Raw genomic sequence first — 14562 nt, 5'->3', positions numbered from 1 at the left:
GTCCGGCGGGCAGCTTCAGCCGCAGCACGGTCGGGGCGCCGCCGCGTACGTAGTCCCGGCGGACGACATCGAACAGTCCGGTGTCCGTGACGGCGTGTCGCTGTCTCATACTCACCGCAAGTTGGCTACGGCGCCAGGATGTCCAGCTCCCGCAGCGCGCCGACCGTGATCTCCCGTGTGTACGCCTCCGCCAGCGCCGCGTCCCGCGCCCGTACGGCCTCGGCGACCCGTACGTGCAGGGTGACCGCCTCCGGGTCCGGGTCGCTGAACATCACCTGGTGCTCGGTGCGCCCCGTCAGCACCTCCGCGACCACATCGCCGAGGCGCGCGAACATCTCGTTGCCCGAGGACTTGAGGATCACCCGGTGGAACGCGATGTCGTGGATCAGGTAGGCGGGCAGCTGCTGGCCGCGTGAGGTGGCCACCATGTTGAGGGCGTGTTCGGTGAGCTCGGCGCACTGCTCGGGGGTGGCGTGCTCGGCGGCCAGCGCCGCCGCGGCCGGTTCGATCGCCGAGCGCAGCGCGGTCAGCGAGCGCAGCTGGCGCGGCCGGTCGGCGCCCGCCAGCCGCCAGCGGATGACCTGCGGGTCGAAGACGTCCCACTCGTCGGTCGGGCGCACCGTCACCCCGACCCGGCGGCGGGATTCCACCATGTGCATGGACTCCAGGACGCGCACCACCTCGCGTACGACGGTCCGGGAGACGTCGAAGCGCTGCTCCAGCTCGTCCGTACGCAGCACGGTGCCTGGTGGATATTCGCCTGCGGTGATCGCGGGCCCGAGGGATGCCAGCACGCGTGCGTGCTGTCCCCGCCCCTGGTTGTCCATGGGCTCAGCCTACGTGGCGAGCCGCATCTCAAATAAGTATGACTTTTAGGTCACGGACTCTTGAATACGTCGTACCTGTGGGGTTGAGTGTGCCGCGGCGCCGAGGTCGAAGAAGACAGCGCCGGAGAAGACAGCGAGGTATCGATGCAGACCCCCCAGGTTGTCGTGGTCATGGGAGTGTCCGGCACGGGCAAGTCCACGGTCGGCGAGCAGCTGGCCGCCGAGCTCGGCGTTCCGTACGCCGAGGCCGACGACTTCCACCCTCCGGCCAACATCGCCAAGATGTCGGCCGGTGTCCCGCTCGACGACGACGACCGCCGACCCTGGCTGGACGCCATCGGCGCATGGGCCCACGAACACTCCGCGGGTGGCGGAGTGGTCAGCTGCTCCGCGCTCAAGCGCGCCTACCGCGACCGGCTCCGCGCCGCCGCCCCCGGCATCTTCTTCCTCCACCTCACCGGCGGTCGCGAGCAGATCGCCGAGCGGCTGGAGGCCCGCAAGGGCCACTTCTTCAAGCTCGGTCTGCTCGACTCGCAGCTGGCCACCCTCGAACCGCTCCAGCCGGACGAGAACGGCGTCGTGGTGGACATCACCCCGAACCCCGAGGCCATCACCGAGCTGGCCGTCGCCGCGCTGCGGCGGCTCGAAGTCCAGCGCTAGCGCCCGCCCGGTCCCCTATCCCGTCCCTCATCCCGTCCCTCATCCCGTCCCCCTCTCCGTCCCCTCTGCCCCGTCCCCGGGCCGTATCCGGCATACCCGGATAAACAAACGTACGGCCAAGACACACACGGCCAACACACGCACGCAAAGGAAGCCTCCGTGACCAGTCTCAGCGTCGAGATGCTGGCAGCGGATCCCGTCGACCCGATCACGTCGGCCGGTCACGCCCAGCTGGGAATCGCCGTCCTCGTCGGCATCGCCGTCATCGTCCTCCTCATCACCAAGTTCAAGCTGCACGCCTTTCTGTCGCTGACCATCGGCTCGCTGGCCCTCGGGGCCGTCGCGGGCGCGCCGCTGGACAAGGCGATCGCCAGCTTCACGGCCGGGCTCGGCACTACGGTCGCGGGCGTCGGCGTGCTGATCGCGCTCGGCTCCATACTCGGCAAGCTCCTCGCGGACTCCGGGGGAGCGGACGAGATCGTCGACACGATCCTCGCCAAGGCGAACAACCGCACCATGCCGTGGGCGATGGCGCTGATCGCAGGCATCATCGGGCTGCCGCTCTTCTTCGAGGTCGGCATGGTGCTGCTGATCCCGGTCGTGCTGCTGGTCGCCAAGCGCGGCAACTACTCGCTGATGCGCATCGGTATCCCGGCCCTCGCCGGTCTGTCCGTCATGCACGGCCTGGTGCCGCCGCACCCTGGCCCGCTCGCCGCGATCGACGCGGTCAAGGCCAACCTGGGCGTCACCCTCGCGCTGGGTGTGCTGGTCGCGCTGCCCACCGTCGTGATCGCCGGACCGCTCTTCGCGCGTGTCGCCGCCCGCTGGGTGGATGTCACCCCGCCCGACCGGCTCATCCCGGCCCGCCCCTCGGAGGAGCTGGAGCGCCGCCCCGGGTTCGGGGTCACCGTGGCCACGGTGCTGCTGCCCGTCGTCCTGATGCTCGGCAAGGCGCTCGTCGACATCGTCGTGGACGACCCTTCGAGCGGCGTCCAGCGGGTTGCCGACGTCGTCGGCTCGCCGCTGATCGCGCTGCTCGCGGCGGTCATCGTCGGAATGTTCACGCTCGGCCGGGCGGCCGGCTTCACCAAGGACCGGCTGACGTCCACGGTCGAGACCTCGCTCGCCCCGATCGCCTCCATCCTGCTGATCGTCGGCGCGGGCGGCGGCTTCAAGGCGACGCTGGTCGACATCGGCGTCGGCGACATGATCATGGACGTCTCCAAGGACTGGAACGTCTCCGCGCTGCTGCTCGGCTGGCTGATCGCGGTGGGCATCCGGCTGGCGACCGGCTCGGCGACCGTGGCCACGATCTCCGCCGCCGGACTGATGGGCCCGCTCGCGGCCGATATGAGCACCACGCACACCGCGCTGCTCGTCCTTGCCATCGGCGCCGGGTCGCTGTTCTTCAGCCATGTCAACGACGCCGGGTTCTGGCTGGTCAAGGAGTACTTCGGGATGAGCGTCGGCCAGACCCTACGGACCTGGTCGGTGATGGAGACCATCATCTCCGTCGTCTCGCTCGGCTTCGTCCTGCTGCTCTCACTGGTCATCTAGCGACCTGGTCATCTAGCGACCCGGTCATCGCAACCAGCGACACAGCTCATCCAGCGAGACAGCTCATCCAGCGAACTGGGGGAACGCATACCCATGGCGACACATCCGCTCTTCGACATCGCGGGCCGCACCGCCCTCGTCACCGGCTCCAGCCGGGGCATCGGCCACGCGCTCGCCCGGGGCCTGCTGGAGGCGGGCTGCACGGTGGTGCTCAACGGCCGTGACCCGGAACGGCTCAAGGCCGCGGCGGCCGAGCTCACCGAAAGCGTCGACTCCGTGGAGGCGACGAGGAACACCGCCACCGTCCACGCCGCCACCGTCCACACCGCCGCCTTCGACGTCACCGACGGCCCCTCCGTCACCGCGGGGATCGCCGAGGTGGAGGAGCGGGTCGGCCCGCTCGACATCCTGGTCAACAACGCGGGTATGCAGAACCGCGCCCCGCTGCTGGAGTTCACCGACGCCGACTGGCACCAGATCCTGGACACCAACCTCACCAGCGCGTTCCTGGTGGGCCGCGAGGCCGCCCGGCGGATGACCGAGCGCGGACACGGAAAGATCGTCAACATCTGCTCGCTGCAGAGCGAGGTGGTGCGCCCCGGTATCGCCCCCTACGCGGCCACCAAGGGCGCGCTGAAGATGCTGACCAAGGGCATGTGCGCCGACTGGGGCCCGTACGGAATCCAGGTCAACGGGCTGGGCCCCGGCTATATCGAGACGGAGCTGACTCGGCCGCTCGTCGAGGACGAGAAGTTCAGCGCCTGGGTGCGCGGCCGGACCCCGGCGGGCCGCTGGGGGCGCACCGAGGACCTGGTCGGCGCGCTGCTCTATCTCGCGTCCCCCGCGGCGGACTTCGTGAGCGGGCAGATCCTGTACGTAGACGGCGGCATGACGAGCGTGCTCTGAACACGGATGAGCACGATGAGCACAGAGAGGTGTGGGTGGAGGACATGGTGCTTGGCTGTGTGATCCATGGGCAGGGCGATCTGCGGGTCGACGAGCTCCCCGAGCCGACCCCGGCTCCCGGGCAGGCCGTCGTCGCGATCCGCTACGGCGGGATCTGTGGATCCGATCTGCACTACCACCGCCACGGCGGGGTCGGCGACTTCCGGCTGAGCGAGCCGATGGTGCTGGGCCATGAGGTCGTCGGCACGGTCGTCGGATACGGAGAGGGCGCGAGCGGGCCCGCGCCCGGTACGCCCGTCGCCGTCCACCCGGCCACGCCCTGCGGGGTGTGCCCCGAGTGCGCGGACGGCCGGGCCAACGTCTGCCGCGACACCCGCTACCTGGGCAGCGCCGCGCGGACCCCGCACGTCCAGGGCGGCTTCGCGGGCCGTATAGCCGTCCCGGCGGAGCAGCTGCGGGCCCTGCCCGAGGGTCTTGAGCTGCGCCGCGCCGCGCTCGCTGAGCCGCTTGCGGTCGGTCTGCACGCGGTACGGCGCGCCGGTGATCTCAAGGGCCGTCATGTGCTGGTCACGGGCGCCGGGCCGATCGGCTGTCTGGTCGTGGCCGCGGCGCGCGCGGCGGGCGCCGCGCGGATCACGGTGACCGATCTGCTGCCGCGGGCCCTGGAGTTCGCGGCCTCGGCCGGGGCCACCGCATGCGTACGGGCCGACGACCCGGCCGACCCGAACTGGCCGGACGGCGAGGTGGACGTGGCGATCGAGGCGTCCGGCGTGGCGGCAGGCCTCGACACCTGTGTGCGCCTGATCCGGCGCGGCGGCGTCGTCGTACAGCTGGGCATGCTGCCGCCCGGGCAGAGCCCGATCGCGGGGAACCTGCTGGTCAGCCGGGAGATCGAGGTGCGCGGGGCGTTCCGTTTCCACGCGGAGTTCGATGACGCGCTGCGGCTGCTGGCGGCCGAGCCGTCCCTGGAGTCGCTGATCAGCGCGGTCCGGCCGGTACGGGAGTCGGTCGACGCCTTCGCGCTGGCCGCCGACCGCAGCCGCTCCTGCAAGGTGCTGCTGGAGTTCGGCGCGGAGTAGAGCGGTACGGAGTAGAGCGGTACGGAGTAGAGCGGTACGGGGTGGCGCGGTAAGGAGTAGAGCGGTACGGCGTGGCGGAGCTGACTCCGCCACGCCGTCCGTCGTTTGCGGACACGGATGCGGATACGGATGCGCCGCATGCCATGGACATGCCTAGACCAATCGTGGCAGGCTTTCCGCGACGCGGGTTGGACAACGTTGTCGGGCCAGCTCGCGCGGCAATCCGAACGCACCACGCACCCCCCTCAACGGACGTGGAGCCCCTTCCATGAGACGTGCCATCACCTTCTTAAGCGCGATAACCGTCGCCGCCATGGGCTGGACCCTCGGTACCGCCCAGGCCGCGCCCACCCCGCCCCCGCCGCCCAGGTCCGCGCAGGAGACCTCCTTCTCCGCCGAGCAGCAGCGGTCCGCGCTGCGCTTCTGGACCGCCGAACGCCTGCGCACCGCACGGGACGTCACCACACTGCGCCAGACCGGCGCGTCGGCCGCCGGACCGTCGGACGCCGGCGGGTCGGCCGCCGGACCGTCGGCCGCCGGACCGCGGGTGACGGTCCCCCCGGTGTCCGCGCCCAAGTCCATCCCGGCCTCGGTGTCGTCCTCGGGCACCGCCCCCTCGGTGGCCGCCTCCTCGCCCACCCCCTGGACCGGGGGCGGCCTGATCGGCACCACGGCCGGCAAGGTGTTCTTCCAGAACGCCTCCGGAGGCACGTTCGCCTGCTCGGCCACCGTCGCCAACGCCGACAACAAGTCCGTCGTCCTCACCGCCGGGCACTGCGTCGTGGACGCGGGCAGCGGAGAGGTCTACCGCAACTGGGTCTTCATCCCGGGCTACGCCAACGGCAACCGCCCCTTCGGCACCTTCACCGCCAGGTCGCTGTTCCACCTCGGCCAGTACGTCTCCACGGGCGGCAACGCCAACTGGGACCTCGCCTTCGCCGTCATGGGCCAGGTGAACGGGCGGTCGCTGGTCGACACCGTCGGCGCCCAGGGCATCGCCTTCAACTCGCCCACCGGCCGCCACGTCCACTCCTTCGGCTACGGAGGCTCGGCCGCGGAGGGCAACGGCGAGCGCCTGAACCACTGCGAGGGCGACGAGTACCCCGACGCGGGGCGGCCCGGCTCCACGATGTGGGGCATCGACTGCGTACAGACCGGGGGTTCGAGCGGCGGCGGCTTCCTGGCCGACTTCGACACCTCGAACGGCGGCGGCTACCTCGTCGGCAACATCAGCGTGAGCGCGGGCAACAACGAGTACCACCCGACCCTCGGGAACGAGGCGCTGGATCTGTACCGTCAGGCGGGCGCGGCCTAGCCGCCGAGCCCGGCCAGATAGTCACGTAGCCCGGCTTCCTCGTCCGCCGCGAAACCGATGTAGCCGTCGGGGCGGACGAGGAAGAGCCCGCGCTCCCCGTAGCCGGCGCGGATATGCCCGTCGGGGTCGAGCAGATCGGGCTCGGGGCCGCCGATCCGGTACGTACGGACGAAGTCCGCGCGGACGGGCTGGAGTTCGGTGTCACCGAGGGCCAGCAGCGTGAAATGCGGGCCACGGAAGGCGTCGAACAGGCGGAACGGCTCGCCGTCGGGCCGGGCGCACGGCGCGTCCGGGGCCCGGTCGCCCGCGCGCGGACTTTCGTACCGGTCCGCGGAGCGTTCTGCCGCGGCGCTTTCGCGTACGGCGCCTGCCGCCGCAACGTCTTCCGCCGCAACGTCTTCCGCCGCAACGCCTTCTGCCGCAACGCCTGCCGCCGCACCGCCTGCCGCCGCAACGCCTTCTGCCGCGGGCCGTCGGTCCACCGCCAGTCGGCCGCCGCGGTAGTTCAGCCCGAGCTGCCGCACTTCGGGCCCGCGGCGCTCCCCCTCCTCGTCACCCGCCCGATGGGCGCGGTGGATACGGGTGCTGATGCCGAGCACCCCGGCGGCGACCGGCAGCCGCTCCTCCTCGTAGGTGTCCAGCAGCGCCGGGTCCGCCCCGTGCCGCAGCACCTGCCCCAGCTTCCAGCCGAGGTTGTACGCGTCCTGCACGCCGGTGTTGAGGCCCTGGCCGCCCGCGGGGGAGTGGATATGCGCCGCGTCCCCCACCAGGAAGGCCCGGCCCTCGGCGAACCGCTCCGCCATCGCCGCCCGCGCCCGGAAGTCCGAGGCCCACGACACCTCGCGCACATCGGACGCCGCGAGGTGGGTGCGCTCGGCGATCAGCTGCCGCACCGCCTCGGCCGAGGTGTCCGGCGCGGCGTCGGCGTCGGCGTCCTCGTATTGGGCGAACAGCTGGAAGTGGTCGGTCCCGGCGAGCGGGCACAGCGCGACCGTGCCGCCCTTCGCCTTCGGCCATGCGTGCCAGTGGCCGCGGTCGAGCCGGTCATCGTCCAGTCGGACGTCCGCGACCAGCATGGGGCTTGGGTCCACGGTTTTGCCGGTCATGGGGATGCCGAGCGTCCTGCGCACGGTGGAGCGGCCACCGTCGGCGGCCACCAGATAGGCGGCCCGTACGGTCGCGGCCGAGCCGTCGGCGCGGGACAGCCGCGCCTCGGCGCCGTCGGCGTTCTGTGTCAGGCCGGTGAGCTCGGTGCCGAACTCGACGGAGCCGCCCAGCTCTTGGAGCCGCGCGTACAGCAGCCGCGCGGTGCGCCACTGCGGGACCATCCACATGTCCGCGTACGGCGTGCCCGGCGTCGGCCGGCCCCGTTCGATCATGTCGTACGTGCCGAGCCGCGTGCCGTCCTCCCAGCCCAGCATCAGTGGATACGGCCCGCCCGCCCGCCGCACCGCGTCGATCACTCCCAGGTCGTCGAAGACCTCCTGCGTCCGTGGGTTCAGCCCCTTGCCACGCGACCCGGGGAACAGGTCCGCCCCTCGCTCGACCACGCGGGCGCGCACCCCGCGCCGGGCCAGGTCGATCGCGAGGGTCAGACCGGAGGGCCCGGCCCCGACGATCAGTACCGCTTCCTTAACGTTGTTAAGTTCCATGTCGCGAGAGTGCCCTTAACGGCGTTAAATTGTCAAGCGTCATCGGCCGGGCGACGGCCTGGGAGAATCGGCGCATGGCGACGCGACTGGACCGCGCGCAGGTGGTGGACACCGCGCTGCGGCTGCTGAACGAGGTGGGTCTCGAAGGGCTCACGCTGCGCCGGATCGCCAAGGAGCTGAACGTCCAGGCGCCCGCCCTCTACTGGCACTTCAAGAACAAGCAGGCCCTCCTCGACGAGATGGCCACCGCCATGTACCGCGAGATGGCGGCCGGTGCGGCGGCGGCCCCCGCCGCCACCTGGCAGGATCGCGTCGCGGACGCCCAGCGGGCGCTGCGCCGTGCGCTTCTGCGCTACCGCGACGGCGCCAAGGTCTTCAGCGGCAGCCATTTCACGGACACCTCACACGCCCCCGGCCAGAACGAGCACCTGCGCGCGCTCGTCTCGGCGGGCTTCACCCCCGGCACCGCCGCCCGCGCATCCTTCGTCGCGTACGCGTTCACCCTCGGGTTCGTGATCGAGGAACAGGCGGTGGAGCCGATGCCCGGCGAGCGGGCGGAGGGCTACGACGTCCAGGAGCGCGCGAAGCTCATCGGCGAGGAGTACGCGCTGGCGGCGGAGGCGGGCGCGGACCTGTTCACGGATTACGAGGCGCGCTTCGAGGAGGGGCTGCGCGCCATCGTCGCGGGCATCGAGGCGACCATGGGTCCTGACGCACGGTCTTGAGGCGCGGTCTTGAGGCGCCCGGCCCGGTGCCCTGCACAATGACTGCATGACACACCGAATCGAGGCCGACGCCGATACGGCCGCCGAGGCCGACGCCGATACGGCCGCCGAGACCGACGCCGATACGGCCGCCGAGACCGACGCCGATACGGCCGCCGAGGCCGACGCCGATACGGACGCCGCGACCGTGCACGCATGGACCGCCCTCGGTGGCGCCCCGGACCTGCTGGAGAAGGTGTCGTACGTCCCCGCCGGCGGTGTTCTGCCCGCCCGCCTGCCCGTACGCGAGCTGGCCCGCGCCACCGTCGGAGCGTGCTCCCTCGCCGCGGCCGAACTCGCGGCGCGGCGGTCCGGGGGAGCGGTCCCGGCCGTACGGGTGGCGGAGGCCGCGGTCGCCACCGCGTTCATCAGCGAGCGGCATCTGCGGATCGACGGTCGGAAGCCGACGAACTTCGCGCCGCTGTCCGGCTTCTGGCGCGCGGCCGACGGCTGGGTGCGCACCCACGCCAACTACCCCCACCACCGCGCCCGCCTGCTGCCCGCCCTCGGGATAGCCGACGACGGCGATGAGGACGTGCTCGTCAAGCGCCTCGCGGAGGAACTGGCGGCCCGCCCGGCCCAGTGGATCCAGGAGACGGTGTACGAAGCGGGCGGCCTGGCCGTAGCGGTAGCGCTGCCGCCGCAGCCCACCACCGGGGCCGCCGCAGCACCCGCCGCCGGGGCCGCCGCAGCACCCGCCACCGGTCCCGCCGCAGCGCCCGCCATCCCGCTGCCCGGTCCCGCGTTGATCGAATCCCGCCACATCGGAGAAGCCGCCGCCCGCCCCCTGCCGCCCGCGCCCCTGCCCGCGAGCGGGGTACGGGTCCTCGACCTGACCCGGGTCATCGCCGGGCCCGTGGCCACCCGCACCCTGGCGCTGCTCGGCGCGGACGTACTGCGTATCGACTCCCCGCACCTTCCGGAGGACCCGGACGCCCACACCGACACCGGCTTCGGTAAGCGCTCCACCCGGCTGGACCTCGCCGACCCCAGGGACCGGCGGACCTTCGAGGAACTGCTCGACCGCGCCGATGTCGTGGTCACCGGCTACCGCCCGGGCGCCCTCGACCGCTTCGGCCTCGCCCCCGACGCCCTGCTGGAACGCCGCCCCGGACTCGTCGTCGCCCAGGTGTCCGCATGGGGCTGGTCCGGCCCGTGGGCGGGCAGGCGCGGTTTCGACAGCCTCGTCCAGGCCGCATGCGGTATCGCCGCCCTCGAAGCCGCCCCCGACGGCCACCCCGGCGTACTGCCCGCGCAGGCTCTGGACCACGGCACGGGCTATCTGCTCGCCGCTGCGGTGCTGCGGTCCCTGGCCGAACGCCACGAGAGCGGCGGCGGACGCCATCTGCGCTTCTCCCTGGCCGCCACGGCCTCCTGGCTGATGCACGGCATCACCCCCGACACACTCGCCACCTCCGACACACTCGCCACCTCCGACACACTTGCCGCCTCCGCCGCCTCCGCCGCCCCGTACGACCCCGCCCCCTGGCTGGCCGAACGCCCCACCCCGTACGGCCGGCTGTGCTACGCCCGCCCACCCCTCGGCTACGCCGACGGCCCCCGCGACTGGGCCCACCCGCCGACCCTCTGGGGCACCGACGCCCCGGTCTGGCTCTGACACTTCGCGCGCACCTGCTTGCCTCAAGCGGGCTTGCTTGAAGCGCACTTGAAGCTCCTAGCGTGACCGGCATGAGCAACGCCATCGAAAGCAGCGCCATCGAACCGATCAGCAAGGTCGAGCTGGGCACCGGCGGCCCCCTCGTCGGTGTCCAGGGCTTCGGCGCCATGGGCATCAGCCACGCCTACGGACAGACGGACGACGCGGCCGCCCGCGACACCCTGGAGGCCACCGTCGAGGCGGGCGTCACCCTCATCGACACCGCCGATCTGTACGGCATCGGCGCCAACGAGGAATTCCTCGCGCCGTTCGTCGCCGCGCACCGCGACGAGATCACCCTGGCCACCAAGTTCGGCGTCGAGCGCCGCGCCGACGACCCGGGCTACCGGGCCATCCGCAACGATCCCGCTTACGTCAAAAAGGCCGTCGAGGCGAGCCTGCGCCGCCTGAACGTCGAGGTCATCGACCTCTACTACATGCACCGTCGCGACCCCGCCGTCCCGTTCGCCGAGTCCGTCGGCGCCATGGCCGACCTGATCCGGGAAGGCAAGGTCAAACACCTCGGCCTGAGCGAGGTCACCGGCGCCGAACTGCGCGAGGCGCACGCGGTGCACCCGATCACCGCCCTGCAGTCCGAGTGGTCGCTCTTCAGCCGGGACGCCGAGCGCAGCGCGGTGGGCGCGGCCGCCGAACTGGGCGTCGCCTTCGTGCCGTACTCGCCGCTCGGCAGGGGCTTTCTGGCCGGCGCCTTCGCCGACGCGGGCAAGGACCTCTCCAACGACGACTTCCGGCAGTCCCAACCGCGCCTCACCGGCGACAACGCCAAGACGAACGCCGCCCTCCTGGCCCCCCTCCACCAGATCGCAGCCGACCACGGCGCCACCACCGCCCAGATCGCCCTGGCCTGGGTCCAGCAGCGGGCCCAGACCCACGGCCTGACCGTCGTCCCCATCCCCGGGACCCGTAAGCGCAGCCGCCTCCTCGAGAACGCCGCGGCCACCCGGATCACGCTGACCTCCGAACAACTGGCGCTGCTTGAGCCGATCGCCGGCCGGGTGGCGGGCGACCGCGAAGCGGACATGTCACTCACCTCCGCGGCCCGGGAGGGCTAGCGCTATCAGATCGGCCGGTCGCCTTCTGCACGGCATGCGGAACGGCCCCGGAACGGGTGGGCATCCGTTCCAGGGCCGCATCAGAACCGCCCGCCCCCATCAGGCGGGGGATGGCGACACGGGGACGGGCGGTCGTTCTCAGTACCGGTGTCGGCCTCCTGGGTAGTGGACCGGCTGGCGGCATTCGGGTGCGTCTGCGGGTGGGGGCTGGTCGCCCAGTGCGTAGCAGAGGGCTGCGTGCAGTTGCTCGGCCTCGGCGGGGGTCAGTTCTAGTTCGGTGATGGCGTGGCGGTGTCCGTCGCTGCTGATGTGGAGCGGCAGTGCGAGCTCTCCATCGTGCGTACGGTGCAGTCCCCGCCCCGGGACGGGTCCGACCTGCCAGCCGGTCATGATGCCCCCTTGGCGCTCGCAGCGGCGGGGCCCCTGCCCTGGCTCGGGTCGTCCGGATCGGCCGCGCATCTGTCGTCGGGTGTGGGCAGGCGCCCGCCTCTGCTCTCTCGGCCACCCGCAGCACGTCGCGCAGCGCCTCACATGGCCGCTCCGCCAGGAACCGCAGTTCCCGCGCGTCCGCCTTGCAGTCCCCGAGCAGCGCACGGGCGTGGCCGAGGAGTTCCCTCCTCATCGACACCTGTAACGCCTCGATCTCGTCCGCCCTGCGGCTCAGTGGGCTGGTGCCGTCGTCCGTCGCCAGGTAGCACGGCTTGCCGTCGGGGTCGGACCACGGCAACAAGCGCAAGCCATTCATCCTGGGAATCCTGATCCCCCATGGCGGACGTATCGCCTGCCGAAGCAGGGACGGTTGGGGCGTTTCGGCGCTACCGTTGAAAACGCCCAAACGTCCCCAGGGGGAGCCTTGAACACGGCCCTACGATCGGCTATCGAGTCCGCTGGGCTGTCACCGAGGCAGCTCGCTATCCGGGTGGGCGTCTCCGGTAAGACCGTTGAACGATGGATCGCGGACGAAGAGCTCATCCCGCACGCCAGGAATCGGGTAGACACCTCTGAGGTGTTGGGAGCTGACGCAGAGATGCTGTGGCCGAAAGCTGTGAGGGACCGGCTGAAGACCGGCGGCGACCGGGAGCTCGTCCCAAGCTACGCCTACCGGTCCGCATGTCCTTCGACGGTCTGGGCCGACCTGATCGCCGGGGCGAAACGCTGCGGCGGAAGGTGGAGAGCGGTTGCGGGGTCCGCTTCCTGCTCGGCGACCCGGATGGACCGGTGGCCCGGCAGCGCGAAGAGATCGAGGATGTCGCTCTGACGGTCTCCACGCGTATCAAGATGACCCTGGAGCTACTTGCCAAGATAGGTGAGGTGCAGGGTCTGGAAGCACGGTTTTCCGCTCCGGTCGATGCCGTGAACCACGTTTCCCTCTCGGTCTTCCGCTTCGACGACGAGGCACTCGTCACTCCGCACTTGGCCCGGCTCGTCGGCCATGATTCGCCATTGATGCATCTGCGGCGCCATGGTGACGTGGGGATGTTCTCTCGCTTCGCGGAACACGCGGAGGAGCTGTGGTCCGGTGGCGTGCCCATCCCAGAACTCTCGTCGGCCGCCTCGCGATAGCGGCCGCATGCTCCGTGCCGCCGCTCGGGTCATTCGAGGTAGTTGTGGGGTGAGCTGGTGTAGCTGTGGCCAGTGGGCGCGGTCCACGTGGCGATCCCGGTGTCGGCATCCCGGGCGACTCGCCATCCCGGATGGTGGGTCTTCATCACATGGTGGCGTCGGCACAACGGACCCAGGTTTTCCGGAACGGTCTGCCCTCCTGCCGTCGGATCGTCGTGGTTGAAGGGTTGGATGTGGTCGAGGTCGCAGCGGTGGGCGGGCATTCGGCAGGTGGGGAAGGTGCACCGGCCGTCCCGGGCGATCACATGCCGCTCCGTCTCGGCCGTCGGCTTGTACGTCGTCGGGTCGGTCTTGACGAGCATCCCGGTCTTCGGCTCGATGATCAGACGCCGCCAGATCGTCCCCTCGGCGAACGCGATTTCCCTCGCCTGCCCCGCGGTGATCGGCCCGTACCCCTTGAGCTGCGCGGGCTCCTCGCTCTCCCCGATCAGAACATCCAGCGGGACGGTGACCTGCACGACGGCCGCCGACCGCCCACCCGGGACCTGGCCCACACCGCTGCCGCTGGTGCCGCTGGTAACGGCGCGGTTGACGACCAGGTCGAAGAGGGCGTCCACCCGCTTCTGCTCCAGCGTCCGCCCCTCATCCGGCAGCGTGGCCGCATGCGCGTCCACGGCCTGGTTCATGCGGGCAGCCTGCTCGGCCGGCAGGATCGCTCCCCACATCGCCATGCCGTCGTCCTGCGGATAGTGGACCATCTGCCGCTCACGCTTCCGCTTGCGATGCCGCTCCTCGGCCCCATGCGGATCCGCCCGTACGATCTCCCGGGCCAGCGCCCGCCGGGTCTGCCCGGTGGCCAGGCCCGGCATCTTCCCGGCCATGGCGGCTTCGACCTGCGCGGCAAGCAGCGGGTCGAGGACGCCGCAGGCCTCGGTGACAGCAACGGCCTGCATGTAGCAGATCTCACCGCGCTCCAGCATGCCCAGCGTGGTCGGGTAGTGGCTGTCCAGCTCACGGGCCACCTGCAGGCGCTTGGCGGCTGTCGTCCCCGACAGCTTCAGTGCGCAGGCCACTTCCTCACACGCGAAGTTCCATTCGCCCTCGATGCTCTCGTTCCATTTGCCGTCCGGCAGCGCAGCCTGCGCATCGGCGTCCAGGGCCGCCAGGATGTGTACCTGCTGCGCCTGGATCCACGCCGCATGCCGCTCCAGGGACTTCAGCGCGTCAATACGGCCCCCGTGGGACAGCTTCTCCGGGTCCAGGAGCGGCAGCACGACTGCCGTCTGCGGTCCCGGAGCCATGTCGGCCAGATAGGCAGCCCACTCGTCCGGCGACCCCGGAACCACGGGCGGGGCCAGGGCCGGCGCGGGAGCCGGAGCACGGCTGACGGTCTCAGTAATGGTCGTGGTGTTGTCCCCCATGGCGATCACCCCCCAGTGATGCGCTCAACACCCGCCTCCCCCGGCGGGCTCACACGTACACTCTCCCTCACTCTCGGTAATACAGCCA

12 protein-coding genes and 1 pseudogene are annotated in these 14562 nt (G+C 71.2%); 9 read left to right on the top strand and 4 right to left on the bottom strand.

Going from position 1 to position 14562, the window contains the following annotated elements; all coding sequences use genetic code 11:
- Positions 1-125: 125 nt before the first annotated feature.
- A complete protein-coding gene (locus ACWDSL_RS28385; RefSeq protein ID WP_089513189.1) occupies positions 126-827 on the bottom strand; it encodes a FadR/GntR family transcriptional regulator in 702 nt (233 codons plus the stop codon).
- A gap of 144 nt (positions 828-971) precedes the next feature.
- Here ACWDSL_RS28385 and ACWDSL_RS28380 point away from each other — a divergent pair, with 144 nt between their 5' ends.
- The 5 genes from ACWDSL_RS28380 (at position 972) to ACWDSL_RS28360 (ending at position 6344) form a co-directional block, all read left to right on the top strand.
- The gene (locus ACWDSL_RS28380) at positions 972-1487 is read left to right on the top strand and encodes a gluconokinase (protein WP_450490084.1); all 516 of its coding nucleotides are present in this window, start codon (positions 972-974) and stop codon (positions 1485-1487) included.
- 159 nt (positions 1488-1646) lie between these two features.
- A complete protein-coding gene (locus tag ACWDSL_RS28375) occupies positions 1647-3044 on the top strand; it encodes a GntT/GntP/DsdX family permease (protein WP_450490082.1) in 1398 nt (465 codons plus the stop codon).
- Positions 3045-3137: 93 nt separating this feature from the next.
- Positions 3138-3950 (top strand): SDR family oxidoreductase, encoded by an 813-nt coding sequence (locus ACWDSL_RS28370; protein ID WP_450490080.1) that lies wholly within the window; start codon positions 3138-3140, stop codon positions 3948-3950.
- 44 nt (positions 3951-3994) lie between these two features.
- Positions 3995-5029, top strand: a complete 1035-nt coding sequence (locus tag ACWDSL_RS28365; protein WP_450490096.1) for an L-idonate 5-dehydrogenase — start codon at positions 3995-3997, stop codon at positions 5027-5029.
- Between the two features lie 268 nt (positions 5030-5297).
- Positions 5298-6344 (top strand): hypothetical protein, encoded by a 1047-nt coding sequence (locus tag ACWDSL_RS28360; RefSeq protein WP_450490078.1) that lies wholly within the window; start codon positions 5298-5300, stop codon positions 6342-6344.
- Here ACWDSL_RS28360 and ACWDSL_RS28355 read toward each other — a convergent pair.
- Positions 6341-7996, bottom strand: coding sequence for an FAD-dependent monooxygenase (locus ACWDSL_RS28355; protein ID WP_450490076.1), 1656 nt, complete (start codon positions 7994-7996; stop codon positions 6341-6343). The genes ACWDSL_RS28360 and ACWDSL_RS28355 overlap by 4 nt on opposite strands.
- A gap of 74 nt (positions 7997-8070) precedes the next feature.
- On the opposite strand from ACWDSL_RS28355, the gene ACWDSL_RS28350 reads away from it, so the two are divergent.
- The 3 genes from ACWDSL_RS28350 to ACWDSL_RS28340 all read left to right on the top strand — a co-directional run bounded on the left by ACWDSL_RS28350 (position 8071) and on the right by ACWDSL_RS28340 (position 11490).
- Positions 8071-8721, top strand: coding sequence for a TetR/AcrR family transcriptional regulator C-terminal domain-containing protein (locus tag ACWDSL_RS28350; protein ID WP_450490074.1), 651 nt, complete (start codon positions 8071-8073; stop codon positions 8719-8721).
- Positions 8722-8767: 46 nt separating this feature from the next.
- Positions 8768-10378, top strand: a complete 1611-nt coding sequence (locus ACWDSL_RS28345; protein ID WP_450490072.1) for a CoA transferase — start codon at positions 8768-8770, stop codon at positions 10376-10378.
- Between the two features lie 71 nt (positions 10379-10449).
- Positions 10450-11490, top strand: coding sequence for an aldo/keto reductase (locus ACWDSL_RS28340; RefSeq protein WP_450490070.1), 1041 nt, complete (start codon positions 10450-10452; stop codon positions 11488-11490).
- Between the two features lie 138 nt (positions 11491-11628).
- Here the strand turns inward: ACWDSL_RS28340 and ACWDSL_RS28335 are convergent, their stop codons facing one another.
- Complete coding sequence (locus tag ACWDSL_RS28335; protein WP_450490068.1) at positions 11629-11880, bottom strand: hypothetical protein; 252 nt, start codon at positions 11878-11880, stop codon at positions 11629-11631.
- A gap of 637 nt (positions 11881-12517) precedes the next feature.
- Here ACWDSL_RS28335 and ACWDSL_RS28330 point away from each other — a divergent pair.
- A pseudogene (locus tag ACWDSL_RS28330) lies at positions 12518-13053 on the top strand (XRE family transcriptional regulator).
- A 29-nt stretch (positions 13054-13082) separates the two neighbouring features.
- On the opposite strand, the gene ACWDSL_RS28325 reads toward ACWDSL_RS28330, so the two are convergent.
- Positions 13083-14474, bottom strand: a complete 1392-nt coding sequence (locus tag ACWDSL_RS28325) for a DUF222 domain-containing protein (protein WP_450490066.1) — start codon at positions 14472-14474, stop codon at positions 13083-13085.
- Positions 14475-14562 lie beyond the last annotated feature (88 nt).

The organism is Streptomyces sp. NPDC000941, from assembly GCF_053599555.1.
The sequence above is the reverse complement of the archived record's forward strand: the minus strand, read 5'-3'. Positions and strand labels throughout refer to the sequence as shown.

Bases quoted from the DNA above. Each gene is read 5' to 3' on its own strand.
- ACWDSL_RS28385 (WP_089513189.1), bottom strand. From the start codon at position 827: ATGGACAACCAGGGGCGGGGACAGCACGCACGCGTGCTGGCATCCCTC.
- ACWDSL_RS28380 (WP_450490084.1), top strand. From the start codon at position 972: ATGCAGACCCCCCAGGTTGTCGTGGTCATGGGAGTGTCCGGCACGGGC.
- ACWDSL_RS28370 (WP_450490080.1), top strand. From the start codon at position 3,138: ATGGCGACACATCCGCTCTTCGACATCGCGGGCCGCACCGCCCTCGTC.
- ACWDSL_RS28365 (WP_450490096.1), top strand. From the start codon at position 3,995: ATGGTGCTTGGCTGTGTGATCCATGGGCAGGGCGATCTGCGGGTCGAC.
- ACWDSL_RS28360 (WP_450490078.1), top strand. From the start codon at position 5,298: ATGAGACGTGCCATCACCTTCTTAAGCGCGATAACCGTCGCCGCCATG.
- ACWDSL_RS28355 (WP_450490076.1), bottom strand. From the start codon at position 7,996: ATGGAACTTAACAACGTTAAGGAAGCGGTACTGATCGTCGGGGCCGGG.
- ACWDSL_RS28350 (WP_450490074.1), top strand. From the start codon at position 8,071: ATGGCGACGCGACTGGACCGCGCGCAGGTGGTGGACACCGCGCTGCGG.
- ACWDSL_RS28345 (WP_450490072.1), top strand. From the start codon at position 8,768: ATGACACACCGAATCGAGGCCGACGCCGATACGGCCGCCGAGGCCGAC.
- ACWDSL_RS28340 (WP_450490070.1), top strand. From the start codon at position 10,450: ATGAGCAACGCCATCGAAAGCAGCGCCATCGAACCGATCAGCAAGGTC.
- ACWDSL_RS28335 (WP_450490068.1), bottom strand. From the start codon at position 11,880: ATGACCGGCTGGCAGGTCGGACCCGTCCCGGGGCGGGGACTGCACCGT.
- ACWDSL_RS28325 (WP_450490066.1), bottom strand. From the start codon at position 14,474: ATGGGGGACAACACCACGACCATTACTGAGACCGTCAGCCGTGCTCCG.